Origin of the sequence: Microcoleus sp. CAWBG58 (assembly GCF_020883045.1) — a bacterium.
Classification (GTDB): Bacteria; Cyanobacteriota; Cyanobacteriia; order Cyanobacteriales; family Microcoleaceae; genus Microcoleus.
Genome location: NZ_JAHRFA010000088.1, coordinates 1 through 26,621, shown reverse-complemented (window position 1 = coordinate 26,621; position 26,621 = coordinate 1). Strand labels below are relative to the sequence as shown.

The window sequence follows — 26,621 nt, the reverse complement described above, 5'->3', positions numbered from 1 at the left end:
CGACAACACCGACACCATCGGTAACGCCCACACCATCGACAACACCGACACCATCGGTAACGCCCACACCATCGACAACACCGACACCATCGGTAACGCCCACACCATCGACAACACCGACACCATCGGTAACGCCCACACCTGCACCTTCCCCCGTCCCTGGTATCCTCCTAATAGGTAACTCAGGCTCCAGTTCCCTGATTGGCAATGCAGGTGATGACACCCTGATTGGCAATGCAGGCGATGACACCCTTCTCGGTGCTGCTGGCAACGACAGCCTCAACGGCGACACGGGCAATGATTACCTCGACGGTGAAGCCGGCAACGACACCCTCACCGGTCAAAATGGCACTGATTTCCTCTTAGGTGGATCTGGTGATGACTGGTTAGACGCTGGGGCTAACAAAGACACTCTCACGGGCGGAATCGGTGACGACACCCTCACGGGCGGAAACGGCCAAGACTTATTTGTTTTTGCTTCTGGAAACGGAGTTGATACTTTACTTGACTTCACTTCCACAGGTGGCAATAAGGATATTCTGGGCTTGACGGGCGGCTTGACATTTGCTCAGCTAACTATTGCCCCAGACTCCAATCTTGCTAATACCATCATCAAGGTAACTGCTACCAATGAAGTCTTAGCGGTTTTAACTGGCGTGCCAGCAGCTTCCCTCAACAGTTCCCATTTCCTGGCTATCTAGACCACCGGGGCCGCGAGGCGAAATTATCAATGCGAATCGAGGTTTGAGTGCCTGTTCAAACCTCGGTTTGCGATCTGGTTGAACTCTGTCAAACGGCTCGATTCAACTCTGGATAATAACGATACAAATCAATAACTGTTATAGACTTAATTGCGAAAAATTAATTTGTTTATGCCCGTTTAAGATTTCTGCTGTATCATTTTTAACCCACTTTCGGTACAAATTCCGTGCAGCCGTTTGTCCCAGGAGTCAACCGGTAGCTGGGCTAGCAAGGCAAATTCAAAGATTGTGCCGATCGCAATTTTTGATTCCCACTCAGCTAAACTGAACATTCGATCGTAATAGCCGCCACCGTAGCCCAAGCGATAGCCGCGAACATCGCAACCTACAGCGGGTACGAGGATTAAATCTACTTCTGAGCGATCGATTTTAGGAGCATCCGGCAGTGGTTCTAGGATGCCATAAGCTCCCGTATCTAAAGCATCTCCGGGCTGCCAGACGTGCCAGGATAGCTCTTTGCCGACACAGCGGGGAAATCCCCATTTTTTAGGGGTGGCAAATAGGGGACTTAAATCTGGTTCTTGGCGAAAGCTAAAGTAGGCGAGGATTGTTTTTGCTTGGGTAAATAGGGGCGAGTTGTGCAGGTGGTTGCAAAGGATCTCGCTCTTTTGTGTCCATTCTTGGGCTGGTAGGGATTTGCGGGTGTTTAGGAGCGATTTTCTTAATTCGGTTTTAGTTAATGAAGGTTCAGGAGTGTTCATCATACAGTCATAAAAAATTGTTGGTAGTGAGGACTTTAGTCCTTGAATTTTAAGGACTTGCATTCCGAACGATCGAGCCAATCTTATGATGGTAGTTTGATTTGTCTAGGCTTTGCGATCGAGACGAATCGCCTGTTCTAAAGCAGTTTTTTCCCTGGATCTGCGCGCGTAAGGCTGCAACTTAGCAGCATCCCACCCAGTCAATATCTGCATATCTTCTAAATTCATACCCCGCATTAACATCTCCACGCACCAGGTTTGTTGAGTTTGTTCGATCGCGATCGCTTCTGCTTCAACACCCAGCAATCCGGCAGTCATTTCTTCCCACAACTGCATTAACTCATTTTCCGACAGCCGTTTTCCAGTTCGACTCAAAAACAATGCTGAGTCGCTGTCTTTGCGGCTTTTCAACCACTGAGTTAGCGGGTTGTTAGTATAAGAACCGTAGCGCTTGCCCAGAATCCACTGATTTATAGGAACTTGCCGCCCCAAACCTTGGGTGACTTGCAGCAGTTGTTGGCGAGAATCGCTAATGTGGTGCGATCGCCCCAAGCCAACAATCTCATTGGCACTCAATCCCGATCCAAACAAAACGTATGCTAAAGCATATTCTTGCATTCCCAGCTTTTTAGCCCGCTGCAAAATGGCAGCGACTAAATTTGCTGGCAAATCCGACACATTTTCCCCAACAGTTTTTTTGGTGGCTAACTCCGATTTGACAGCAAATTGATTTTGGGCCGGGCTGTCGCTAATTTTGGCGGCAAACCCTCCAGATGCGGGCAAAATCTCAGATTGCACCTGGCGGTTCGCACTCAAAAAACTAACATTCTCCTGTTGTTCTCTTTGGGCTTTTGCGGTGACTCGATCGAACTCAACTTCAGACTGGACGCGATCGGCAGACGATACAGCCCCGTGCAAAAACAGCGCGAGCAAATTCTCCAAAAAATCTTCCCGATCCTGCCAAAGTTCGTGAAACTCGCTAGTAAACTCAATCACCGCGTATCCCAGTAAGATTCCGTTGAGCAAACTAGCCAGCTTTTCGGCAGTCATATGGGCGTGCAACTGTTCGCGATCGATCGCAGCAGCAAAATATTCCGCTGCGTAGCGGTTGACTTCCGTAAAGCCTCTACCCAGCGCCGCACGGTTTTCTGCCGGGTACTGTCCCGCTTCCCCCACCACCGATCGCACGACTTCGGGAACCCTTTCTAGGGCCTCCAAACAGGCAATAGCGTAGTCATTGAGCGCTTGGTGGATGTTGCTAGTCGGATTTGCCCGATCGACCAAAGTTTGACCCAACTTAGCAAATACAGCAGCCTCTTCAATGACCGACAAAAGCAAGCCCTGCTTGCTTCCAAACTGCCGAAATAGAGTTACCTCATTAACTTCTGCTAATTCTGCAATTTGCTTGGTGGTGGTTTCGGTAACTCCCCTAGAGGCAAATAACTCTAGCGCTGCACCGATTAAACGCTGTCTAGTTGGATTTCGTTGAGCGGGCATAATATATTGCAAGTTTTACTTGCACAAAAAGGAAACGCCTGTTAAGCTAAATATGTAAGTAAAACTTGCACACTGCGTTCGGCCTGTAATCCTATGCTTTCAAAAGCGTCAGTTTTAACCAGTGTACAGGGAAGGCCGATCGGTGTTTTGTCAGCCGATCGCCGTTATCTAAAATTAAGGACTTTTATGAATTGTAATTCCGTCGAAACTGCCCTTGAGGACAAACAGCCGATCGCGTTTGACTGGACGACTGCGGCATTTTTTGGGGCAATACACGGCCTAGCTTTATTAGCCCCTTGGTTTTTTTCTTGGTCTGCTTTAGGTGTAGCGATATTTCTGCACTGGCTGTTTGGCAGCATTGGCATTTGCTTGGGATATCACCGAATGTTAACTCACCGCAGTTTGCAAGTGCCTAAATGGCTAGAATATGCGATCGGCATAATGGGTGCTTTAGCATTACAAGGCGGGCCGATTTTTTGGGTTTCCGGACACCGCCAGCATCACCTCTACACAGAAGATAACCATAAAGATCCTTACTCCGCGCGGCGCGGTTTTTGGTGGAGTCACATGATGTGGATATTTTACCCGCACCCAGAGTTTTTTAATTACGAAACTTACAAACAGTACGCTCCCGATTTAGCTAAAGATCCTTTTTACCGCTGGTTAGATAGCAACTTTCTGATATTGCAACTTCCTTTAGGAATCTTGCTGTACCTAATTGGCGGTTGGTCATTTGTGATTTACGGCGTATTTGTCAGGGCAGTTTTGCTGTGGCACAGCACTTGGTTAATCAACTCTGCCAGCCACATGACAGGCTACCGCACCTTCAAATCCCAAGACAATTCTCGCAACCTTTGGTGGGCAGCAATTCTCACCTATGGAGAAGGCTGGCACAACAACCATCACGCTTATCCGAACGTAGCAAAAGCTGGATGGAAATGGTGGGAAATTGACATGACTTGGTGGGCAATTAAAATTTTAAAAGTGCTGGGTTTAGCCAAGAAAGTTGTGCTGCCACCGCCAATTGCTGCCTGTTCAAAGTTTTAATTATTAGACTTACAAGGTTCGTAGTAAGGACTTCAGTCCTTCTTTTTTTCAATATTCAACTCCTGACGACGCACCAAATTTCTTCAAGATAGATATTTGTCATCCTGCAAAAGTTTTTAAATGAGTTGGGAGCATCTCAGTTTTGCATTTATAGCGCGGACAGCACTCAAATAAAAAATACTTTTTACAAAAATGAGATGTTCCCAATTAGTCATTATTCATTGGTAATTAAGAACTTGCCTGAATTAAATCTGCTTCCGCATCCCGCCGTCTCCCGATACCTTTTTCAATGCTCGTACCCACCCAAATCCGCTTCATTTCCCGGATTTGTGCAGCAATTCCCTTGATATCTTTTTTCGGCACTAAATCGCGGATTGCACGCATTTCCCGGCGGCGGTTTCCCTCCATACTCGGCCCGCGATTGAACACCAAACTTACCAATCCTCCTTGCACATCTGCCGGCAATTCTTCTAAACCTGGAAATGCTGCTTTTGTCTGATTGTAAAATTTCGGTACTGTGACAATATTAAAAACATCCCATGCTAATTCCCAAGCCACAATAATGTCTCGAACACTATCTAAAAGGTTGTTCGCAGCTTCTCCTGTTAACTCGCAGCATTCACTCAAACGCTTGCGCTCAACATCCCCTAATTTCTGCCAATCTTGGTTGAAAACTTCTACTGTGTTGTAACCTAGATCGTAGCCGATGCCGATCGTAATTCCCGATGCTCCTTCCGGCCAAGTTGGACGCTGCAACAGCTTTTGGTAATATTTCCGCCCGCCGCCGACCTCGAATTCTAAGATTAGCTCGATCGCCCTGTATGATAAAAGTGACGACCCCAAAGGTTCCCCAGGGAACAAAGCAGCTAGCGTTTCCGGGCCCGCTATGCCGTTTGCCAAAAATTTTTGATTGGTTTGAAACTGTTTGAGAGAGGCTTCTGTTTTCGGCCCAAACTTGCCGTCTGCACTCCCCGGATTCAACCCTAACTCCAGCAAGCGTTTTTGAAGTTTCACAACATCGGAACCCGATGCACCTAATTTTAGAGTTTGCACAACCTGTTTTCCTGTAATGCGATCGGCACAATAATTTGTGCTCGATATTGTACCACAACCAGGATTTCCCAAACTATGAGATTAATTCTGCCTCAGTCAGCAGGGCAAAATCGCGGGGATTGTTTAACACGAAACCGTCATTTTCTTTAATTAAATCACCAAAACAGGTGACAGGCGATCGCGCTTCATAAGCTTTGAGGGCCAACTGATAATCTGAGTCGCTCAATTCCAGATTAATTTTTCTCAGTTTCCCCACCACAAATCCCATTAATATAATTTTGCAGGTTGCCGATTCTTCCCCCTGTACTTTATTAATCCATCCCGAGATTGCAACATTAGGTAAAACCGTAATTAAATCGCTGAGAATCTCTAACTGAGAGCGATTTTCTATGACTTCTAGTGCTTTTAAGTTTTGACACATCACCTCTGCAAAATCATCAAAATCTTGGTGAGGTGAAACCAATACTTCCCCCTCCTGACTCACAGAATTTTTCTTGCTCCAAATGAATCCCTCATAAAATTGACGAGCTTTATGCCAGCCATTTATCTGTAAGTATTTCTCCAACACATTTGGCTCAATTGTTTTCAGAATGTGACTATCTCTTACAGTTACTTTCATGGCAAACTTCCCTCGCTAATGCGCTTTATCATTGACTTAAGAGCTTCTACTGTAAACTGATTGTTGCGGGGTAAAGAAACAGTCACATTTGCTATATTTTGTGTGTCCGGCTGTCCCCGCAATGACATCCAGTAGGCACAATTTCTCATGCACAGTTCTGATTCTGACTGCTGCAACCAGTCTTCTAGATTTTCTGGTACTAAAACTACAACTAAGATTCGAGGTACTAGGGCATTCCTTCTCAAATCGTTGTAGTTTTTGAGTTTGAGCGGATATCGGATGTAGTCGCCTTCTATCACATCCCTGGAAGTACATTTTAATTGTAACTTCAACTCGGGAAAATAAACGCTTCCGTCACCGCTCCCAGCCGTGATTTGTAGGTCGATGCTGTTGAAGTCTAATTCTAACAGATCGATCGAGAAACCTGCCACGGCTGCCACGGCACGTACATAAGCTTTGCTGAAAAGTTATTTCTGCTGGTTCAGTTCCATTCTGAAATAAACATCTGGGGAAAATCATATATTTTACAATAAAGGTGTTGCACAAGTAATTATTGTAGGAGATCTCTACCCGAGAGGCGATCGATTGGTATAATTTCTTATTCTTAGCCGGCGTCCGGCGGACATCGTTTGTATATAGTAGTCCTTGCAGGAGTCGTAAAGTTTTTTACCCCACCCCAACCCTCCCCTTATTAAGGGGAGGGAGTAAGAAATTCACAAATGATTTAGGATTGCTATAGGATCGGTTTCAACCGCCGTCTCTAATACAAAAAAATCCGGTTTCTTCAAGAAACCGGATTTTTTTACACTCAAACTGCGTGTTTTCGATACCAATCAATCGTATTTTTTAAGCCTTCCTTAAACTCGATTTCGGCTACAAAACCAAACCTTTCCTTAGCCCTTTGGGTGTCCAAACAGCGGCGCGGCTGACCGTTTGGTTTGTCTGTTTCCCAAACAATTTCTCCCTCATATCCCATCAATTCGCAAATGGTTTCTACTAAATTGCGAATTTTGACTTCGCGATTGGTTCCCAAATTAACTGGGTCAGATTCGTTGTAAGATTGAGCTGCCATCACAATCCCGCGCGCGGCATCTGTGGAATACAAAAACTCGCGGCTGGGGCTGCCGTCTCCCCAAACTGGTAATGTTTTGTCTCCTCTTTCTTGGGCTTCGTGGACTTTGCGAATTAATGCGGGAATTACATGGGAACTTTTCGGATCGAAGTTATCTTCTGGGCCGTACAAATTAACTGGTAGCAAATAGATACCGTTGAATCCGTACTGCTGGCGGTAGGATTGTAGTTGCACTAATAAGGCTTTCTTTGCTATTCCGTAGGGTGCGTTGGTTACTTCGGGATAGCCGTTCCAGATGTCGTCTTCTTTGAAGGGAACTGGGGTTAAGTTGGGATAGGCGCAAATTGTGCCGACGCAGACGAATTTTTCGACTCCTGCTTCGTAGGCTGCGTGGATTAGTTGCGCGCCCATCATCAAATTGTCGTAAAATAGTTCTGCTGGTTTGATTAAGTTTAAACCGATGCCACCGACGTGGGCTGCTAAGTGGATGATGATGTCTTGTTGGTCGGCGGCGCGCTTGCAGTTTTCCATGACGCGCAAGTCGCAGTCGCGCGATCGACTAACTGAAATTTTATCAGCATCGGCCCCTGCTTTGACTAATTGGTCGATTACCTGACGGCCGAGGAAACCGGCGCCGCCCGTGACTAGAATGCGTTTGTTGCTTAAATCCAAGCTTGTCATAATTTTATCCTCGGGATTGGCAATAAAGGTCGATCGACAATTTCCAGTCTAAAATTGTTACTTTAGCAAAAAAGCTTTCCGCTACAGCAGGCGCTAACAAGTCAGTTTTAGCTGTCCCAGATAGGGAAAAATTGCTCAGTTTGTACCCGAAAGTGAGATTTATGGGCTTGCGAGTCCTCAACATTTTAATGTTTTTGCTGGCCCGCACAGGCGAAAATTTGGCCAGCAGTTAAGCTGGTTGTTGGAATGCCCGCACTAATAGCTACAACAATCCTCTCATCACTTGTAAACTGTTTGTATGGGTAATGCCCGGTACGCGAATCGGGTAACAGACGGGACACTACCCATACAAATTGTTAGCAGTCACCACACCTGGAAACGGATACAAGCACGTGACAGGATTCGGGGAGTGTCAAAAATTTTAGACTAAGAGTTCCAACTTTCAGATTCATCTGTGGAGTAAGTCCAAAATCTAAAATCTAAAATCTAAAATCTAAAATCTAAAATCGACTGACGGTTTAGTTTTGTGGATCAATCAAATCCGTTGCCAGAACCTCGTTCTTGCTTTTGGAGCGATTTCATGTCAGCATCTACCATTAAATGCACTAACTGCTCAAAAGTTACAGAAGGTTCCCAATTTAATTGCTGGCGCGCCTTAGTCGAATCACCAATCAACAGTTCAACTTCTGCCGGACGCAAGTAACGTTCGTCAAACTCCACATATTTTTGCCAATCTAAATTGACGTAAGTAAAGGCCAAATCTAGAAATTCTTTAATGGAATGGGTTTCGTTGGTAGCAATTACGTAATCGTCAGGCTTGTCTTGTTGCAGCATCAGCCACATTGCCCGCACGTAGTCTTTAGCAAAGCCCCAGTCCCGCTTGGAATCGAGGTTGCCCAAATAAAGTTTTTTCTGCTGGCCTGTGACAATTCTGGCAACAGCCCGAGTAATTTTGCGAGTTACAAAAGTTTCGCCACGGCGCGGAGACTCGTGATTGAACAAGATGCCGTTACAAGCAAAAAGTCCGTAGGATTCGCGATAATTTATTGTTTGCCAGTGACCGTAAACTTTGGCACAAGCGTAGGGACTTCTGGGATAAAAGGGAGTTGTTTCCTTCTGCGGAACTTCCTGCACTAAGCCAAACATTTCAGAAGAACCTGCTTGATAAAACCGCACTTCTATGCCTGTGCGATTCTGGTAGTCCCGAATTGCTTCTAGTAGTCGCAATACCCCCATCCCTACGGCATCAACCGTGTATTCCGGCGAGTCAAAACTGACTCTAACGTGGGATTGAGCGCCTAAGTTATAAACTTCTAGAGGCTGAACTTGTTCCAATATTCGGCGGAGAGTTGTGCCGTCGGTCAAGTCGCCGTAGTGTAGAAATAACTTTGCATCCTCGTTGTGAGGATCGACATAGATATGGTCAATGCGATCGGTATTGAAACTAGAACTGCGCCGGATAATGCCGTGAACTTCGTATCCTTTTTCTAACAGTAATTCGCTCAAGTAGGAGCCGTCTTGACCTGTAATACCTGTTATTAGCGCTCGCTTGCGTTGCGTCATCTGATTTTCCTTTGACAGGCTGTGTTAATTCACTTGGGACTTTTAGGGTAGAGGCTGTTGTTGCCTGCCCGTCGTATGCTCAAGCTCTACCTTAACTCACAATTCTTCGATCGGCATCAAGGAAGTGTTTTGTTTGAGTAAAGAGTTTGCCGCTTGCTGTCAGTAGTCAGCATCAGTGGTCAGTAACAAACAAAACTAACTACCGATGGCTGACTGCCGACAAAAATTAATATGCGCCGTTATTTTTGGGGAAAATCACAACTCCAATTGTTTTGAAAACAATCCACATATCCATCCAAAGGTTTTTGTCATTGGCGTAATACAGGTCGATTTGGACTCGCCGGGGATACGGAATGTCGTTGCGACCGGACACTTGCCACAAGCCTGTAATTCCAGGTCTGATGGTGAGAATTTTGTTGATGTGACGGCCGTATCTCGGCAGTTCTTCTTCAACTAAAGGTCTCGGCCCGACGACGCTCATATCTCCTTTTAATACATTCCAAAACTGGGGGAACTCGTCTAAACTGGTCATTCGTAAAAATCTTCCAATCCAGGTAATTCGAGGGTCTTGTTTAAGCTTGAAATTGTCCTCAAACTCTTGACGCAAATGCGGAGATTTTTCCATGATTTCCAGCAATATGTCGTCCGCATTTTCCACCATCGTTCTAAATTTAAGGCAATAAAACATTTTACGGTTTTTGCCTACTCGTTCCTGTACGTAAAAGATAGGCCCGGACGAGCTTAAGGCGATTGAGAGAGCCAAAAGCAGGTAAACCGGAGCAAACAGGATTAGAACCGATAAGGAAAAGAGAATGTCAAATAACCGCTTGAAAAATTCTCCGTCGAGTCTCTCTAGAGAACGACTGATGCGTCTATCTCCTTGCAGGACAGGCGCAAAACCGCGTCTTGCGATCGCTCGAATTACCTTGCCGGAGATTAGTTGGCTGTCGGCAGTCATCTTACTCCTTCACTTCACACCACACACAGTCACGATCATAAAGCCTCAAGACGCTTTGTTCTCTGAATTATGTTTCCAATACTCAATTTTCTGTCTTCGGAAGAAGCAAGTAGCAAGAAAAAATCAGGCAGAAGGAAGCCGGAAGAACCGACAAAGCACTTATGCAGAGAGGCTTTCAGGGATTCTGAAGACCTTCGGAATCACGAATCTGGAAGTCGGAATAATGGACAAAGCAATTATGCGGAGAGGTTTTCAGAGATTCTGAAGACCTTGGGAATCAGGCTTCGGAATCAGTAAAAACGAAGGTGGCAGAATCGACAAAGCAGATATACAGAAAGGCTTTGAGCGCTTTTGAAGCCATTCTGAACAATGAATGTGTTGCCCTCTCCCCCTCTCCCCCTCTCCCCCTCTCCCCCCTCTCCCCCAACTGTCAACTGTCAACTGTCAACTGTCAACTGTTGAACCCCTCTCTCACCTCCCAGACTTGGTAAAGTTGACTGATTGAAATTCCTGATAGGAGTGTTCCACAAAAGCTAGATAGCGCTGCTCAAAGACTTCTGGGGCAAACTGGGAGGCGCGCCAGCGTGCCATTTCTGGCTCAAATTTGCCTTGCAACTGCTCAAATTCTTCGACAGCTTCGACTATTGCTGCTGCGATTTGGGAGGGGAAAAATAAACCTGTCCCAGTCTCTGGGTGTTGGCGAATGTCGAGCACTGTCTCCAAAGCGCCGCCTGCTGCATAGGCAATTACTGGTGTCCCGCAAGCTTGAGCTTCTACTAAAGCGATGCCAAAATCTTCGCAAGCTGCATACACAAAGGCTTTTGCTTGGGCCATGTACTTTTCCACTACGGAGGCGGGCTGCCAGCCGAGGAGTTGCACGTTGGGTTTGGCGATTTGCCGAATCATGTCTAATTCTGGCCCGGTGCCGATGACAATGAGAGTATGCCCGAGTTGATTGAATGCTTGGACGATCGCACTTACGTTTTTGTAGCTTACCAATCGGCACACTGTCACGTAAAAGTCTTGTTTTTGCCGCATCAAGGAAAATCTCTCGATATTTACCGGCGGATAAATCACCTCGGCGCGCCGTCGGTAGCACCGCCAAATTCGGCGCGCGGTGTGTTGGGAGTTGGCGATGAAATAATCGACGCGGTTGGCTGAAAGTACATCCCACTGCCGCAGTCGGTGCAACAAATATCGCGTCAGCCAGCCCGGGATGCCCCGTCCGGCTTTGCTGCTGCGTAAATAGTCAAAAGTTAAGTCCCAGGCGTAGCGCATGGGCGTGTGGCAGTAGCAGACGTGCATTTGCCCTGGACTGCTGAGGATGCCTTTGGCGACGGCGTGGGAGGATGAGAGGATGATGTCGTATTCTCGCAGATCGAGTTGTTCGATCGCGATCGGCAGGAATGGCAAATATTTTTGCACGCCGCTGCGGGCCTTAGGGAAATGCTGCAAAAATGTCGTGCCAATCTGTCGCCCGAACAGATAGCTTTCGGGATTCGTCGATTCAAAGTCAATGAGGGCATAGATATCAGCGTCTATGTATTTGAGGATTTCGGCAACTACGAGTTCTGAACCGCCGGTAGCTAAGGGCGTCAACCATTCATGAACTAGGGCGTATTTGAGTTTTTTCACTTGTTATGTAGTCGATCGAACGATTTGTGAGCGCCAGTTCTGTCAATATTAGTCTTACCGAGGGATCGCTGACGCACCCTCAAGCCATCAACCGTGTTTCTACGCAGGCAACTGGATTTTAGATTTTAGATTTACTCGCCTTGATTAATCTGGGATTTTGAATATAAGTCTTAAATTTTCGACTCCACACTCACGAGCGTCGCGTGTTTGTAGGAATTTTTGTTGGTGCTTCAAACCAATAATTTTTGGCAGCAACCAGTTTTTGTCAAATCGGGGATAGCAAAACCCAACTTTGCGACAATTTACCGCCGATTGTTGACAAAAAATGCTATTAGGCGGAATACTGTAAGGGATTTGCGATCGCCCAAATATGCCCAACGGGCGATCGAACTAACGTGGTGTGAGGAAAAAATGTCCAAATTTTTGTGGAAAGGACTCTTAACCAGTCCCGCTGTACTAGCAGCAAGTTTATTAGTCTCTTCAACTGCCCTAGCAGCAGAGCAACCTGTAGAAATTGCCGCAGCCCAAGCCAATCAATTGGAATTAGCAGGTGCTGCAACCGAGGCAGCACAGCCTGAAATAGCAGCAGTGACGGCCGAACCAACGTCACTAGCTACCAACTTAACTGTTGATACTATTGATAAAGAAAGTGTTACAGCGAAAGTAGCCCCAGTTGCCGAACCAGCCGCATCAGCGGAAAACAACGCAGTTGCAGCAGACTTAACCGAAACCAAACCCGCAGTCGCGCCCGCCAACTTAAGTACCGAACCACCTGTCGCCGAGCAAATACCCGCAGTCGCGCCCGCCAACTCCAGCGAAAGGCTACCCGCCACGCCGACTAATTTCAGCGCCGACAAAGCTGCCCCAAAACCGCAGCAGATTTCCCAATCAACTCCTCCCATTCGGCAACCTCAAGCGCAGTCAAATGTTTTAGAACAAATCAACGAATACAGCGCAGAAGGCAACAGCGAAGATACAGTCGGCCAAGTAACCTCGGTTTCCCAACTTTCCGACGTTCGGCCCACCGATTGGGCATTCCAAGCTTTGCAATCCCTAGTAGAGCGCTACGGGTGCATTGCCGGCTATCCTGACGGCACCTATCGCGGCAACCGGGCGATGACTCGCTACGAATTTGCCGCCGGTTTAAATGCCTGTTTGGACAAAGTCAACGAACTGATTAAAGCCGGTACCAGAAATCTCGCAACCAAAGAAGATTTGGCTGCTGTGCAAAAGCTGCAAGAAGAGTTTGCCGCAGAATTGGCAACTTTGCGCGGCCGCGTCGATGCTTTGGAAGCGCGCACCTCCGAATTAGAAGCCAATCAGTTTTCGACTACGACCAAACTCAACGGCGAAGTCATATTTGCATTGACAGGTATCGCCAGGGGAGAGGATGCTGACGGCCGCGACGCTGATAGAAGCACGGCTTTTGGTAGCAGGGTTCGTCTCAATTTCGACACGAGTTTTACCGGCAAAGATTTGCTCAGAACTCGACTGCAAGTTTTGAATCTAGGTGCGTTTTCTACTAATAATACTAAAACTGCTGAAGGGGAATTGCGGTTTAATGCTGGGCCTTTTGGAACAGCTAGCAATACAGTCGGTTTAGATGCGCTGTTTTATCAATTTCCCCTCGGCAAAAGCACTACTGTAATTCTCGAAGCCAATGCCGGTGCCGCTGACGATTTTACTAACACTGTCAATCCTTACTTTGACGGAGATGGCGGCAGCGGTGCTCTTTCTAACTTCGGCACTCGCAACCCGATTTACTATTTGACTGCGGGTACTGGTATCGCTGTGCGGCAGCAATTGGGAGAAAAACTTGAGCTGAGTTTGGGATATTTGGCCGGCAACGCTGCAAGCCCGACGCAGGGTAACGGTTTGTTCAACGGTTCTTACGGCGCTTTGGCTCAATTGACTTTCAAACCGACAAGCACTATGGCTTTAGGTTTAACTTACGTCAATTCCTACAACTTCGTCACCGGTACTGGTAGCAACGCTTCTAATTTTCCGGTACGTCTCGGTTCCTTCGGCATCGACAGCGACAGCAATCTGCCAGTTTCTAGCAATTCCTACGGCGCCCAAGCTTCGTGGAGAGTGCGGCCTGGATTGGCAATTGGCGGTTGGGCTGGTTACACTAACCAGCGCATTTTATCTAACTTGGCTACTCCTACCGGTTCTGTACAGCGCGGAGACCAAAAAATCTGGAACTGGGCCGTTACTGTGGCTTTTCCCGATTTGTTGAAAGAGGGAAATGTGGCGGGCTTTCTCGTAGGTATGGAGCCGCGAGTAACAAGTTCTACTAATCGGACTTTGCCGGAAGATAAGGATACTTCCCTGCACATTGAAGGGTTCTATCAGTTTAAGTTGAGCGACAATATTTCGATCACTCCTGGTGTGATTTGGCTGACTGCTCCCGATCACAATAAGAATAATTCTGACTTGGTGATTGGGGTGGTGAGAACTACGTTTACTTTCTAGGCTAAGCCTTTTTGGATTTGAGATTTGGGATTTGGGATTTTTACTTTTAATCTCAAATCTCAAGCCGCCAATTTCAAACTGGTTGAAAAACTCAGATTCTGTGGCACCCGTGCTTTATTGAGAGTTGCTATAGATGGCAATAAACAATATTGGTTAAGATTGTAGACGGGCATTTCTTGCCAACACTCGCGACAAAACCAGTACACCTGATGCTGGCGAAAGTGACGCAGCATCGGATTGGAGCAGCAGGGACAGTCTGTATTCTGGTTAACTTGACCGAGGATTTGATTTGAGCTGCCTGCGTCGTCTATCATAAAAACCTCTTTTTCACTCGGATGTATTTCACTGTTGTTGGAAAGTGCTATAACCTGGCTTGAACTACCAACTACATCACTGTAAAAGTGAAAAGTAAAGATTTGGTGAAAAATATAAGGTTGTTAAGGAATTGAGTTAATTTGAAATCTTTTGTAACAATACTGGCGTCGCCGAGCACTTATGCTTATTTCAAAATGAACTCAGTCAGTAGAGTTCTTGCAAAAAATATCTAGGAACGGGCTGGAGATACCGTTCTAAAATTTGATGAAAATGACTTTTGCAAGATATCTAGTGTGGGATGCAGCACGCCAGAAAAACCGGGGTTTTTATTTACTCCCATGAAGAATTTATAGCCTTTCTCAAAAAGGTGAGGTATGACTGACAGGTTACATCACCACTGAAACCAAGAGGGCCCAAGCCCAACAACGTACCTCATATGGGAGTTCGAATCGCTATACGTAAAAAACCCGGTTTCTGAAACCTAATCTCTGAGTTTGTATAGATCTAAGAATCTAATCTTAATCCCAGCCCAACACCTTAGCAATCTGAACGGACAGCATAGCTGGATCGAGGGGATTTACAATCACTGCTGCTATTTTATCTTGTGGGAACAAGGTCTTTTGTAGATCGACCCATTTCGCTTTGAGAGTTAACAGCACAACCGGAATTCCTTGGGTGGTGGGTAGTGTTCTTAGTTCTTTGAGAAATAGGAATTCATCCATGGCGCCGGTGGAAATATCCAAAATTATGCTATCGGGCTGGTAGAGTATTGCTTGTCGCAAGCCTTCTAGGGTTGAATTGGCAACTCGCACGTTCCAACCTCCTAAATCGGTTAAACAAGCTTTTACTACTTCCTGCATATTTGGTTCTTTGTAAATCAGTAAAATTGTTTTGGTGGTCATAGCAACCACTTCCAAAGCCTTCATTGAATTAGCATTCAAATATAAAGTGTTGGGTTGCTAATTTAAGTGTTGTGTTCACTTTTTTTAGCGATCGACCAAATGGGCAGTTGGGAGTTCAATCGAAAGTTTGGATTGCGGAACTCTCAACTGCTTAGCAAACTGAATTTCCACACCATCGGGGTTGTTTCCATTTCGTAAATCGTAATGGATGCGATCGGCGTTTCTTCTGTATTGCCAATTCAAAGAGTTGATTGCTGAGTACCATTGAGCAAACTGGAAAATAGGCCATCCAGATACGGGTTCAGCTCCTTCGATGCCTGAAAACCATTCATGCACTTTTCTCCTATACCACCTGTTTTTATTTCGATAGTAGGAGAGTAGATAGTAACGGTAAGGAATTGGTAAAGATTCTGCTATCGTTACAAAACTTGACAAATCATTTTAAAATTCTTCATCCCACCCCAAAATCTCTGCGACTTCTACTGTCAGGCTGGTGGGTTGGATTGGTTTGGCAATTACGCCTGTGACGCCCATTTCGGCAAATTTTGCCCGATCGCTCGGCAGGACTTTTGCTGTCAGCAGAATCACCGGAATCGATCGCGTCTTGGGATCGGATTGAAGGCGATCGTAGACAGCAATCCCATCCATTCCCGGCATAGATACATCAAGTAAAATGGCTGATGGTTTTTGTGTTTGGACTATTTGTAAACACTCTTCTCCCGATCCGGCTACCAGCGTTTCCCATCCGCCGAGATCTTCTAAACACGCTTGTACCAATTCTCGGAGGTGTTCTTGATCGTCAACTACTAGAATTAATCTGTCACTCATGGAATTTTAGATTTGAGATTTTGGATTTTAGAGATTTGCGATCGCAACTGGCACTAAATGGTTTAGGTATGTTGTTGCGCTTCAGCGCTCTTTCATACGGAGCGCCCAAGCGCAACAACGTACCTTTTTGGTGACAGTTATTCGATCGCAGGTAAGGGTAGTGTAAAGAAAAACGTGCTGCCTTCACCGAAGATACTTTCAACCCAGATTTTTCCACCGTGCTGCTCAATAATACTGCGACAGATGGGCAATCCTAACCCGGTTCCTCCTTTTTCGCGAGAATCTGAGGCATCGACTTGCTGAAATCGCCCAAAAACGAGTTCTAATTTATCGGCTGGAATGCCCCGCCCGCGATCGCGAACTTGGAAGAGCACGCAGTCTGTTTGCTTTTGGGCACTCAGGTAAATGGCGGAACCGACATCCGAGAATTTAAGAGCATTACTAAGTAAATTTGTCAAGGTTTGGAGGATGGCATCTGCTGCGGCCCAGACTTCTGCATCGGTGGGGGTAATAATTAATGAAATCTGGTTTTGAGTGGCGATCGCCTGGAGGGCATCTACTACTTGCTGCATCAAATCTGCGGCTTTGCAAACGGTTTTATCCAAAAATGCTCGCCCGGACTCCAGCCGTTCCAAATCTAAAATATCATTAACCAGGTTTACCAAACGATTGGTATCAATTAGGGCAATTTCGATCATGCGCCGGGACTTTTCTGGTTTTTTATCGTAAATTCCTGTTTTTAATAGTCCCAAGGACATTTGAATTGCTGTCAAAGGAGTCCGCAATTCATGGCTGACAATGCCGATGAATTCATCCTTAATTTGTTCGACTTTGTTTCGTTCGGTGATATCTTCGCCAATGTTTATACTGCCGATGATGGTTCCATCTGAATCTTGTAGCATTGTATTGTTCCAAGCAATGAATCGTTCTTCGCCGGATTTGGTCAAGATGACATTTCGATAATAGGGATGAGCATTGTGAGTCAAGAGTTCCAAGAAGTCGGCTTCAGTTGATTGTTGACTAGAGCTAGGCAAGAAGTTTTCAAACCAATTTTTACCTAAAACTTCTTCGTTAGTATACCCCGTGAGACCGACAAAAAATGGATTGACGTAATTAATATTTCCCGACGAATCAAGTCCGACAACAATCAACTGCACATTCTCCAAAAGCGATCGCCAGCGACGTTCGGCTTCTCGGATTACGGCGGTGGCTTGTTGGCGTTCTTGCAATTCGAGTTCGAGTTGGGTGTAGAGTTGGGATTGCTGAATGGCGATCGCCAATTGGCTGCTAATCTGTTCGAGCAATTCAATTTCCCAAGATTGCCAATTGCGAGGTTCAGTGTTTTGGTAGACGATCAACAATCCCCAGAGCAATTCTCCCGAAAATATGGGAACTGCCAAATATGCCTTGGCTTGAAATTGTTGCAAGAGTTGGATGTGACAAGGATGAAGTCCAGCTTCGTCAATATCGGCGATCGCAAAGGTTTCGTGATTGCGAAAGCGCCCTCCTTGAGTTTCTTGCAGGTAGGCATCTTCACAAGCTTTTTGAACATTGCATTCCACCAGTTTTACCCACTGCGGATCGACTGATTCAACCACAAAATCTCCACTCCAATCGGGAGTGAAACGATAAATCGCAGCGCGATCGACTTGTAATGTTTGCTTGACTTCTGTGACGGCAGTATTCAGAATATCATTGAGGTCTAAAGATTGGCGAATCGCTTGAGTAATAGTCCAGAGCAAACTTTCTTGTCGCGATTTCTGTAGTAATGCTGCTTGGACTTGTTTGCTTTCAGTGATATCTTGTTGAACTGCAACCAGAACATCGCCGTATTCGGGATGCTGGAATACAGAGCAAGTTGCACTGCACCAAAATGGAGTACCGTCTTTTTTAACATTATGGATTTCATAGCTGAATTCACCACGTTGTAAAACGGCAGATCTAATCGCTTGATATACATCTTCAGGATTTAGCGATTCGCAGGCATAGTTGAGAATCGAAATGTTTTTACCGTTGAGTTCATCTAACTCATAGCCAAACATCTGCTCAAATTTAGGATTGCTATAAACAATGACTGCATTATCGGCTCTCACCAAACAAACGCCCTCCGCCATGTTGCGGGTAATCACAGCCTGAAGCTCTAGCATTTGTTCTGCCTGTTTGAGTTGAGTTAGATCGCGCAGACTAATGATAACGCCTAAAATATTATCGTCTGCATCGCGGAAAGGCGTATAGGTTACGCTCAAAAATTGCAGGACTAAATTGGGATAATCAAACCACTTTTCATATTGAATTGTCTCTCCAGTCAAGCATTGATCTAAGCGATGTTTGATAAAGTTGTCGAACAATTCCTGACCCAAGATATTTCTGACTGAATTGCCGACAACTTCGCTGGCGGATTTGTTGCACCAAGATAGATAACCTTGATTGGCTATTTGATAAATATAGTTGCGATCGATCAGTGCAATCCCATCTTTTGTACTGGATACAATGCGCTCGTATTGTCGGAGAATTTCTTCAGCGCGTTTGCGATCGCTAATATCGAGCAGCACGCCTAGCGATCGCACGGGTTTCCCCAATTGATCATAGATGCCTTTGCCGCGCCCCAGTATCCAATGAACAGAACCATCTGGATGCACGACTCGATATTCAGCTTCATAATCAGTGCGGTTTTCCAACGATTCTAAAAATCGTTCTTCAACCCAACTTAAATCTTCTGGATGAAGGCGCTCGCGCCAAAGCTGATAGGTTGCTTCCCTATCATTAGTAAAACCCAGTAATTTAAAGAGATTATCATTCCAGATTTGGCTTTTGCTGCCTGTGTCCATATCCCAAAAGCCAGTATTAGTTAAATCTAGTGCTAGTCGTCGGCTTTCTTCGCTTGCTATTAGGGCTAATTCGGCTTGTTTTCGCTCGATTTCGATCTGTTTGCGATCGCTAATATCAAATATGCTGGAGCGACTGATTAAAAAGTTACCTGCGTCATCTTTAACTGCGCTGGCATTCAGGCTGATCCATCGGGTAAATCCATCTTTATGCAACATCTGAAACTCTAGGTTTTGGATCGAACCTTGTTTTTTGAATAGGGGGAAATTTTCTTGAAAAACACTTTGACTTTCAGTTGTAACTAAATCGATAAACTTTTTTTTGTGTACAATTTCATCACGGGTATAGCCGAACCAGTTGAGTTCCGTATCATTTATCTGAACTATAGTCCCTTCTTCATCTACTGAATGATAGCCACAGGGGGCATTATTGTAGAGGTCTTCTAGCAGTTGTGCTTGTTCTTCTACCCGTTGATAAGCCTGTTCTTTTTCTCGTAAGGTAACTAACAGGCGATCGTTGACCTCAGTTAGTTCTGCTGTTCTTTCTGTTACCCGTTTTTCGAGTTCGGTATTGATTTGTTGGAGGGCAATTTGTGCTTGTTTGCGATCGGTAATATCTTCAGTGAAGAGAATGATGCCACCAACATCGCCATTGCTGCGATACCAGGGGTGAATTTCCCACCGCAACCATTGCAGCGAGCCATCTGAGTGCACAAACCGATCTTCATCGCATTTTTCAATGAAACCTGCTAAACTGCGCTGGTGGACTTGCTTCCACTCCTCTGGAATATTCGGAAAAACCTCGTAGTGCGATCGCCCAATTATCGATTCTACAGAATTGAGCCGATATTCATCAACCCATCGCTGGCTGGCGGCTAGGTAACACATGGAGCGATCGAACATCACAATACTGGCGGGAGCATATTTGATGAACAATTGCAGTTTTTCTTTAGTCTCCTGTAATGTTATTTCTGCTTGTTTGCGCTCTCTAAGCTCGGTTTGTAGTTGCTCAAATAAATCTGCTTGTTGAATCGCAATACTCGCTTGTGCGGACAACTGCCGCAGCAATTCTATTTCCCAAGCTTGCCACTCGCGCGGCCCCTCGCAGTGATGAACGATCAGCAATCCCCAGAGATTTTCACCTTGTAAAATAGGCACTACTAAATTTGCCCGAACTTGGAAGGCGGCCAGCATTTCTTGGTGACAGGATGCGATTTGGGCAGTGTAGATATCGGATTTTGCAGTGACTAAGCCTTGCTTAAATGGTTCGATATACTCTTGGCTAATACAAGGATCGTAGGTATGATTGGATGAGATAGCATTCCAGGCTGGAGCGACAGACTCTACTAGCACAATTCCGGCAGAGTCTGAATTGATTTTGAACATCAGGGCGCGATCGCATTGCAGAAACCGTCGCACTTCTTCTACAGTAGTTTGGAGTATGTCTTGTAAGTTCAGGGATTGGCGGATGCGCTGCGTCATTTCCACCAACAGGCGCTGTTGCTCGAATTGATTGTGCAGTAAAGTTTCTGTTTGCTTGCGACTGTCAATATTGGCGATCGTGCCAGCCATTCGCACCGCTTCACCTGTGTCGTTATAAAAGCCGTGTCCCCGCCCCTCAAGCCAGTGAATGCTGCCCGACGGCCAAATTACTCGAAATTCATGTTGATAGATACTTTTTGTTTCTAAGGCTTGCTTGATTGCTTGATTTAAGCTTTGGCGATCGTCAGGATGAACGCAAGCATCAAAGGTTTCATATCTGCCATCAAAATCCTCGGGAGATAAACCGAATAACAGCGCGTGTTCGGGAGACCATTTAATTTGTCCGGTGACTAGATTCCAATCCCACATTCCCATCCGTGCCGCTGACAAAGCATTTCGCAATTGTTCGGCATTTTCCTGAATTATTTGCTTATTTAGTCGTTCAATCTTCTTTTTGCCGTCCTGAAAGTTGCTAGTCAGTAAATTAATTATCGTAGCAACTAATATAAAAAATCCTAACCGCAATACATCCTCAGGTCGATCGATCCTGAATTGATTGATGGGGGCAAAAAAGTAATAATTGAGTGCCAGTGAGGAAAGGACAACTGTCACAATTCCCGCTCGAAAGCCCCCATACCAAGCACTGACTATGACTGCGATGTAGAAAAAAGATCCTATGGTTCGAGATAGCAAAGCTTCTAGCCACAGAGAGAGGAGAAGGGCGATTGCCGTCGTGCTAATGGCGACTCCGTAGGGGAAAAATCTGCGATCGACTATCATGGCTGTTTCCTCTCCCTAGCTTTGTTTTGAGTAATTATGGCTTTGTCTCACTAATATTCTTTCTTTATGAGCTTGTCACAATCACTTAACTATGTTATCAGGAAACCTGCTTTGTGTTGTCTTGTACAGCAATCGTAAATCATTTTCTTAATTCTTGTCAGGGTTCTTTAAGAACCCGGTTGCCCCGATAGATAAGGGGTAGGCACGGGGGCGCTACCCCTACAAATCTTCATCAATCATTTAGAATTACTATATTTTGGATGGATTATTCTCAAGAACAGGCAAGATGCCTGTTCCACAAAGAGTGAATTTTAGAATTGTGGGATGGGCATCTTGCCCGTCCCAAAAATCTCGAAGAAGCAACAGTGCAAAATCTCAATTTTGTGCGATCGCCCTACGGCACGCTGCTCCTGCGAGTGCGATCGATCCGGGTGAGTACCCGCGTCACAAGTTCTGGCCCCAACACGGGTTTAGTAATAAAATCATCGGCTCCCGCAGCAAAGGCTTGCTGAAGAGAATCGGCATGGGTATGAGCAGTTACAACTAAGATTGGCAAATCTCCCCACTGCGTATCCTGACGCACCACCTGACACAACTCTAACCCGCTAATTTGTGGCATCTCCAAATCGAGTATGACTAAGTTGGGCGAAGTTGTAACCAGCACCTCCCAAAATCTTTGAGGATCGGTTAATTTTACCACGTCCAAACCCCAAGGTGTTAGCAGTGCAGATAAGTGAGCTAAAATGGCAGGATCGTCGTCAACAATTAATACTTTGGCTTGTAATGCTTCTGTTTTAATTAAAATACGGGATATGGCTTGAAAAATTTGGTCGGTGGTGGCAGGTTTGTGTAAAAATTGTTTAGCACCTAGGCGAGATACTGCTAGCCGATCGCTCAAACTGTCGCGCCCTGTAAATACAATTACGGGTAGGTTGGGCGATCGCTCGTTGAGCTCTCGCAGCAGGGTTAATCCATCTTCTTCGGTGTCGGGAAAGCTTAAATCTATTAAAATCAGATCGGGCATTGACATAGCCAAGCGCGATCGGGCAGTAGCAACATTCGGAGCAATTTTCATCCGAATTTTCCAAGTTTCGGATTCTGCTTTTAAGCATTCCGTCAAAGCAGTATCATCGTCAACTACTAGCACTCGATGAGATACTGCGGTAGGCAATGATGAAGCGGTTGATGCAACTTTTGGTTTGGCTAAGTCCTGCTCTAATCCTGTCACCATTTCCGAAAATCGTGTGATTTCTTCAGCAGTCAAAGAGCGAAGAAAATCACAGGGGTTGACTGGGCTAATGGAGATTAGTAAATGCTCTGCCGATCGCGCTAATTTCGATCCTTCTGGATATCCAAAGGATGCCATAGAGCCTGCTAATTTATGCGCTTCTTGCTTAGCCGCTCGATATAATTCGAGTTCCAAATTTCCGGCAATTAGAGCGGTTTTTGCTTCCGACAAGACGGCAATTTGTTGCTGAAATACTCCTCGAAACCGCTCTAGCACTTTGTCGATCGCAGATGGATCTCCAGCACGAGATTTCTGTTTGTTGGTGCTGTTGGTACTAGAATTGTTTGAAAGCAGCGGTGCAGATTGGGGACGTTGCTTGAGTCGATAGCCCATGCCATAAACTGTTTCGATCATTTCTTCAGTCAAGCCGCCTGCTTTGAGTTTTTTGCGGATATCCTTAATATGAGTGTTTATAGCGCGATCGGTTGGTGCATCGTCAAATCCCCACAGGCGATCGAGAATGGCGCTGCGGCTGAAGATGCGATCGGGATTTCGCATAAACAATTCCAGCAGGTTGTATTCTTTGGCTGTCAGTGAAATAAGTTGTTCGCCAAAGGTTACTCGGCCTGAATCCATGTCTAAATAAAGATTTCCCCAAGTCAATGTAGTGGATGAGTCTTTAGCAAAACTCCCAGGAGAAACTACTTGAGATCGCCTCAATAATGTGCGGATTCTTGCTAGCAATACTTCCATGGCGTAGGGCTTGCTGAGGTAATCATCGGCCCCGGCGTCGAACCCTGCTACCACATCGGCATCTGAATCGTTTGCTGTCAGTAACAGGATCGGTTTGCGGTAGTTTTGCGATCGCAGTTGCCGGCACAGACTAATTCCATCTAGTTTGGGAACCTGCACGTCGAGCAAAATCAGGTCATACTCAATCAATGTTGCCAAGTCTAAACCTGCTTGTCCGTCGCTGGCGCGATCGATCGTGTAGTCATTTGCTTCCAACACTTTTGCCAGTGTCGCACTCAGTAATGTATCATCTTCTACTAGCAGAATTCTGATCGGAGACTTCTTCATTGTGGTTGTGGGGATGCAATTCTGATGCGCTCAACCCTAGTGCTGTAAGGCATAGGCTTTTTTTCTGATTCGATCGTTGGTTTTAATTTTAGAATATTCGGGCGATCGGACTTATTGACAATTTATTCATGCTAAGAGAGAATTAGTTGTGGGTCAGATTAATTTTAATTGATTGTATTAAAAAAAAATTGCCTTTTTTTTAGGGTTCACACCTTGACTGCCAGCATTCAATCAAGTATGATTAAATAATGGAAATATTGGCAAAATTAAATTTTAAGTCACCACTTCCATTATTTAAAATATACCCCGGAAGTCGAGCAAAGTCAATAGGTAATAATTCTTTTTTAGGGCGAATTTTTTTAGAAAAAGCGATCGCGCTAATTGTAGTTTAGCTAGTATCGGCGGCAAGAAGGGCAGCAGCGATTAGATAGGAAAAAATGACGGCAAATTACATAAAATTTAGATTTGAGTTGCGTAAATCTTTGATGCAGGAAGAGAAAACCGCGGATTAAGGCAAATAATTTCTAGAAGATAAAGCGAATGAAGAGGTATTCAAGTCTGTTGTAGAATGCGACCTTGAGTTTCAAGTTTAAACAGAAACGACCAGCTTTAGCAAAGCTGGTCTGCAAAATAGTTAAATCCGTTGTGTTTTTTCCCACAGTGTTTTTCTCACAGTGAGGAAACCCAAGTTGCACGTTTCTTTGCAGCGGGTTACAAGAGGAATATCATCTCTCTTCAGCGGAATTTTAGCAAGAAAATTTATTTTTTGCAATAAAACGTTACATTAGAGACAGATTTTTATCTTCGATGGTTCGGACTTCAGTCCTCCGTTATTGGATGCGGACTCTTCGTCCTCACTACGAACTTGCTGGGGCTTGCTGCGGCCGACCCCAGACAATGCGCTCTTGCTTGTACACAACCATACCAGGCTTAGCACCCTTGGGCTTGTAAACATATTTCGGTTCGGTATAAACCACCGGAACTTGTTCGCTGTGACGGGCGCGACTGTAGTATGCAGTCATGTCTGCCGCATATTGCAAATCGGTTTCTTCAGCAACTGTACCGGGTGTGAGGCGCAGCAAGGCGTGACTTCCGGGAATCTCTAGGGTGTGAAACCACAAATCGTAGTCGTTGGCTGTACGAAAGGTGAGTTGGTCGTTTTGGCGGTTGTTGCGCCCGATTAATAGTTCAAAGCCGCTGGGGGTTTGGTAGCGGTGAAATTCGATCGCAGCATTTTTGTCACTGCCACGGTAATCTGATACAACTAGATATTTTTGCTGGATTAGTTCTTCGCGGATTTCGGCGAGGGTTTGCAAATCTTGGGTGTTGCGGTAGGTTTCCAATACCGAAAGTGCGGCTTCGACTTGTTCTAAATAGTCGATTTCTTCTTGTACGGCGGCTAATAAAGGTTCTACTGCAATGCGAGCTCTTTTAAGTTTTTGGTGTTTTTTGTAGATTGCTTGAGCGTTTTGAACGGCGTTTTTTTCCACGTTTAGCGGAATGACAACTGGTTTTTCGGTTTCAAAGTCTGGGAGGGAAATTGATTTCATTCCCGGTTCCCAATGCTGCAAGTTTGCCATTAACAAGTCGGCTTGGGATTTGTGAGTATCTGCATCTGCCGATTGCTGCAAGCGTTCTTTAAATGTGTTGGCTTTGAGGCGCAGTTTTGCTAGGACGTTGTTGAGTTTTTGGGTAAGCTGATGTCGCAGTTGGGAAAATACTTGTTGGTTGATTTCGCCTGTGTAATAAATGTTGAGTAATTGTTGGACGGAAGGGTTCGGCAGCGGATTTTGTTCTGGATGTAACGGATTGGGGGAATTAGATTCGTTTTCAGATTCAGATTCGGGCTGTTTTTCGTCTGGTTTTGGCCAGTCGATGACGCTGTAGCCTTCGGGGGTAAAACTCGGTTGAAATTTGGAGTTTTCTAGGCATTGCAACCAGTACAGCCAGCGCTGAAATAGTTGCTGCCATTGGTGGGGATTTAGGCTGTCGGTGGATTGTTCGGGGTCGAGATTTGCCGATCGAATCATCGATACAACTAAGACCTTACTCAACCCTCGGTAATTTTTCAACAGATTGGTCTTTATTTGCCCGGGAACCAGGCTAATTCGTTCTTGCCAGCGATCGAGAGATTCGATCGCGCTTGGCACTGCATCGGTCAAAGATGGGGGCAATTCGTAGGGTTGCCCGGTTTGGATGGGACGCACGCTGGACTGTTTGGCGCTGACTTGGTGGGCGCAGGTGACAACGAGATTATCTTCGGCGGTGAGGATGACGTTGCTGTACTTACCCATGATTTCGGCGTAGAGATGCCAGAGGGCTGGTTCGCCCGGGCGTTTGGCGAATTGCAAGTCGATGACTCTTTCCCAAGGAGACACGGGGGCGATGGAAACTAAGGCTAAACCGCTGAGTTGGTGCCGCAGTTGTTCGCTGAAGGTGAAGGTGTCGGGAATTCGTGGCGGGGAGTCGCCGACGCAGATGCGGGCGGCTGCTGGATGGGATGAAATGTCTATCCAGCCGCGTTGGTTCATGGTTCGCAGGGCCAGGGACACGGTGAATCGATCGCGCTGGTAGACTTGTTCTAAGCGCGCTGGCAGCCATTGGGCTCGCAGTTCGCTGCAAGCTGCGGTTAATGTTGTAAAGTCTACGGGTTGCACGGTGGCCTCTTTGCGATCGATCTATGTATTTCTATGCTGACAGATATTGGTCGTATTTAACAAATTCTATCAAAGTTTTGTAACCTAATATCGTTTCTGGTTGGATCGGAATGATTTAACCGCAGAGGACGCAGAGGACACAGAGAGAGAATAAAGAGATTAATATAGGACGATGCAACCGGATTTGATATATTTTGAAAATCCGCCGATCGCAAATCCGAGCACAAGAATGTGCGATCGCATTTTAGCAAATACAGGACACAACACATAGGTTTGATCGTTCGGACTTTAGTCCTATCTAAATTTGATGCGGACTAAAGTCCTCACTACGAACCTATTTCGCCAATTCAAATCTGAAGTGCAACAGTGTCTGATGTATGTCCATAGAATACTTCAAAAGGGGTTCGATAGTCAAGCGATTTCCTCGGTCGATTGTTAATCAAATCCACTGCCTTTTCTAAC

19 protein-coding genes and 2 pseudogenes are annotated in these 26,621 nt (G+C 45.6%); 4 read left to right on the top strand and 17 right to left on the bottom strand.

Features of this window, described 5'->3' with window-relative positions; all coding sequences use genetic code 11:
* A partial coding sequence (locus QZ918_RS27690) for a calcium-binding protein (RefSeq protein ID WP_293340941.1) occupies positions 1 to 701 on the top strand: 701 nt, incomplete at its 5' end.
* A 179-nt stretch (positions 702 to 880) separates the two neighbouring features.
* Here the strand turns inward: QZ918_RS27690 and QZ918_RS27685 are convergent.
* Both QZ918_RS27685 and QZ918_RS27680 read right to left on the bottom strand, forming a co-directional pair.
* Positions 881 to 1,462, bottom strand: a complete 582-nt coding sequence (locus tag QZ918_RS27685; protein ID WP_293340947.1) for a 5-formyltetrahydrofolate cyclo-ligase — start codon at positions 1,460 to 1,462, stop codon at positions 881 to 883.
* Positions 1,463 to 1,567: 105 nt separating this feature from the next.
* Positions 1,568 to 2,959: a TetR family transcriptional regulator gene (locus tag QZ918_RS27680; protein WP_293340938.1), complete on the bottom strand. Its 1,392-nt coding sequence runs from the start codon at positions 2,957 to 2,959 to the stop codon at positions 1,568 to 1,570.
* A 186-nt stretch (positions 2,960 to 3,145) separates the two neighbouring features.
* On the opposite strand from QZ918_RS27680, the gene QZ918_RS27675 reads away from it, so the two are divergent.
* Positions 3,146 to 4,006, top strand: a complete 861-nt coding sequence (locus QZ918_RS27675) for an acyl-CoA desaturase (RefSeq protein WP_293340935.1) — start codon at positions 3,146 to 3,148, stop codon at positions 4,004 to 4,006.
* A gap of 228 nt (positions 4,007 to 4,234) precedes the next feature.
* Here QZ918_RS27675 and QZ918_RS27670 read toward each other — a convergent pair whose 3' ends face one another.
* The 6 genes and pseudogenes from QZ918_RS27670 to QZ918_RS27645 all read right to left on the bottom strand — a co-directional run bounded on the left by QZ918_RS27670 (position 4,235) and on the right by QZ918_RS27645 (position 9,952).
* Entirely contained in the window at positions 4,235 to 5,059 is an 825-nt protein-coding gene (locus tag QZ918_RS27670) for a peptidoglycan-binding protein (protein WP_293340932.1), read from the bottom strand.
* A 73-nt stretch (positions 5,060 to 5,132) separates the two neighbouring features.
* The gene (locus QZ918_RS27665) at positions 5,133 to 5,678 is read right to left on the bottom strand and encodes a hypothetical protein (protein WP_293340929.1); all 546 of its coding nucleotides are present in this window, start codon (positions 5,676 to 5,678) and stop codon (positions 5,133 to 5,135) included.
* Positions 5,675 to 6,130, bottom strand: a pseudogene (locus QZ918_RS27660) (DUF4365 domain-containing protein); the annotation flags it as partial. The pseudogene QZ918_RS27660 and the gene QZ918_RS27665, both read right to left, overlap by 4 nt.
* A gap of 356 nt (positions 6,131 to 6,486) precedes the next feature.
* Positions 6,487 to 7,431 (bottom strand): GDP-L-fucose synthase family protein, encoded by a 945-nt coding sequence (locus QZ918_RS27655; protein ID WP_293340926.1) that lies wholly within the window; start codon positions 7,429 to 7,431, stop codon positions 6,487 to 6,489.
* 531 nt (positions 7,432 to 7,962) lie between these two features.
* Complete coding sequence (gene gmd / locus QZ918_RS27650) at positions 7,963 to 8,994, bottom strand: GDP-mannose 4,6-dehydratase (RefSeq protein ID WP_293340923.1); 1,032 nt, start codon at positions 8,992 to 8,994, stop codon at positions 7,963 to 7,965.
* Between the two features lie 226 nt (positions 8,995 to 9,220).
* Positions 9,221 to 9,952 (bottom strand): undecaprenyl-phosphate galactose phosphotransferase family protein, encoded by a 732-nt coding sequence (locus tag QZ918_RS27645; protein WP_293177969.1) that lies wholly within the window; start codon positions 9,950 to 9,952, stop codon positions 9,221 to 9,223.
* Positions 9,953 to 10,257: 305 nt separating this feature from the next.
* Between QZ918_RS27645 and QZ918_RS27640 the strand changes: the two genes are divergently transcribed.
* Positions 10,258 to 10,443, top strand: a complete 186-nt coding sequence (locus QZ918_RS27640) for a hypothetical protein (RefSeq protein WP_293340920.1) — start codon at positions 10,258 to 10,260, stop codon at positions 10,441 to 10,443.
* On the opposite strand, the gene QZ918_RS27635 is transcribed toward QZ918_RS27640, so the two are convergent.
* Positions 10,424 to 11,587: a glycosyltransferase gene (locus tag QZ918_RS27635; RefSeq protein ID WP_293340917.1), complete on the bottom strand. Its 1,164-nt coding sequence runs from the start codon at positions 11,585 to 11,587 to the stop codon at positions 10,424 to 10,426. The two genes, QZ918_RS27640 and QZ918_RS27635, sit on opposite strands and share 20 nt — an antisense overlap.
* Positions 11,588 to 11,812: 225 nt before the next feature.
* On the opposite strand from QZ918_RS27635, the gene QZ918_RS27630 reads away from it, so the two are divergent.
* Positions 11,813 to 14,062, top strand: a complete 2,250-nt coding sequence (locus tag QZ918_RS27630) for an iron uptake porin (RefSeq protein ID WP_367275457.1) — start codon at positions 11,813 to 11,815, stop codon at positions 14,060 to 14,062.
* A 59-nt stretch (positions 14,063 to 14,121) separates the two neighbouring features.
* Here QZ918_RS27630 and QZ918_RS27625 read toward each other — a convergent pair whose 3' ends face one another.
* The 8 genes and pseudogenes from QZ918_RS27625 to QZ918_RS27590 all read right to left on the bottom strand — a co-directional run.
* Entirely contained in the window at positions 14,122 to 14,376 is a 255-nt protein-coding gene (locus QZ918_RS27625; protein ID WP_293340914.1) for a hypothetical protein, read from the bottom strand.
* Positions 14,377 to 14,895: 519 nt separating this feature from the next.
* Positions 14,896 to 15,318, bottom strand: coding sequence for a response regulator (locus tag QZ918_RS27620; RefSeq protein ID WP_293340911.1), 423 nt, complete (start codon positions 15,316 to 15,318; stop codon positions 14,896 to 14,898).
* A 45-nt stretch (positions 15,319 to 15,363) separates the two neighbouring features.
* Complete coding sequence (locus QZ918_RS27615; RefSeq protein WP_293340908.1) at positions 15,364 to 15,522, bottom strand: hypothetical protein; 159 nt, start codon at positions 15,520 to 15,522, stop codon at positions 15,364 to 15,366.
* Positions 15,523 to 15,720: 198 nt separating this feature from the next.
* Complete coding sequence (locus tag QZ918_RS27610) at positions 15,721 to 16,107, bottom strand: response regulator (RefSeq protein WP_293340905.1); 387 nt, start codon at positions 16,105 to 16,107, stop codon at positions 15,721 to 15,723.
* Between the two features lie 137 nt (positions 16,108 to 16,244).
* Complete coding sequence (locus tag QZ918_RS27605; RefSeq protein ID WP_293340902.1) at positions 16,245 to 21,194, bottom strand: PAS domain S-box protein; 4,950 nt, start codon at positions 21,192 to 21,194, stop codon at positions 16,245 to 16,247.
* A gap of 394 nt (positions 21,195 to 21,588) precedes the next feature.
* Entirely contained in the window at positions 21,589 to 23,502 is a 1,914-nt protein-coding gene (locus QZ918_RS27600) for a response regulator (RefSeq protein WP_293340899.1), read from the bottom strand.
* A gap of 857 nt (positions 23,503 to 24,359) precedes the next feature.
* The gene (locus tag QZ918_RS27595) at positions 24,360 to 26,159 is read right to left on the bottom strand and encodes an Rqc2 family fibronectin-binding protein (protein WP_293146884.1); all 1,800 of its coding nucleotides are present in this window, start codon (positions 26,157 to 26,159) and stop codon (positions 24,360 to 24,362) included.
* Positions 26,160 to 26,506: 347 nt separating this feature from the next.
* Positions 26,507 to 26,621: pseudogene (locus QZ918_RS27590) on the bottom strand (IS30 family transposase); the annotation flags it as partial.

What these genes read in the sequence shown, in the direction of transcription:
- QZ918_RS27675 (WP_293340935.1), top strand. Translation starts at nt 3,146, where the DNA reads ATGAATTGTAATTCCGTCGAAACTGCCCTTGAGGACAAACAGCCGATC.
- QZ918_RS27625 (WP_293340914.1), bottom strand. Translation starts at nt 14,376, where the DNA reads ATGATAGACGACGCAGGCAGCTCAAATCAAATCCTCGGTCAAGTTAAC.
- QZ918_RS27645 (WP_293177969.1), bottom strand. Translation starts at nt 9,952, where the DNA reads ATGACTGCCGACAGCCAACTAATCTCCGGCAAGGTAATTCGAGCGATC.
- QZ918_RS27605 (WP_293340902.1), bottom strand. Translation starts at nt 21,194, where the DNA reads ATGATAGTCGATCGCAGATTTTTCCCCTACGGAGTCGCCATTAGCACG.
- QZ918_RS27655 (WP_293340926.1), bottom strand. Translation starts at nt 7,431, where the DNA reads ATGACAAGCTTGGATTTAAGCAACAAACGCATTCTAGTCACGGGCGGC.
- gmd (WP_293340923.1), bottom strand. Translation starts at nt 8,994, where the DNA reads ATGACGCAACGCAAGCGAGCGCTAATAACAGGTATTACAGGTCAAGAC.
- QZ918_RS27665 (WP_293340929.1), bottom strand. Translation starts at nt 5,678, where the DNA reads ATGAAAGTAACTGTAAGAGATAGTCACATTCTGAAAACAATTGAGCCA.
- QZ918_RS27680 (WP_293340938.1), bottom strand. Translation starts at nt 2,959, where the DNA reads ATGCCCGCTCAACGAAATCCAACTAGACAGCGTTTAATCGGTGCAGCG.
- QZ918_RS27610 (WP_293340905.1), bottom strand. Translation starts at nt 16,107, where the DNA reads ATGAGTGACAGATTAATTCTAGTAGTTGACGATCAAGAACACCTCCGA.
- QZ918_RS27600 (WP_293340899.1), bottom strand. Translation starts at nt 23,502, where the DNA reads ATGAAGAAGTCTCCGATCAGAATTCTGCTAGTAGAAGATGATACATTA.
- QZ918_RS27685 (WP_293340947.1), bottom strand. Translation starts at nt 1,462, where the DNA reads ATGAACACTCCTGAACCTTCATTAACTAAAACCGAATTAAGAAAATCG.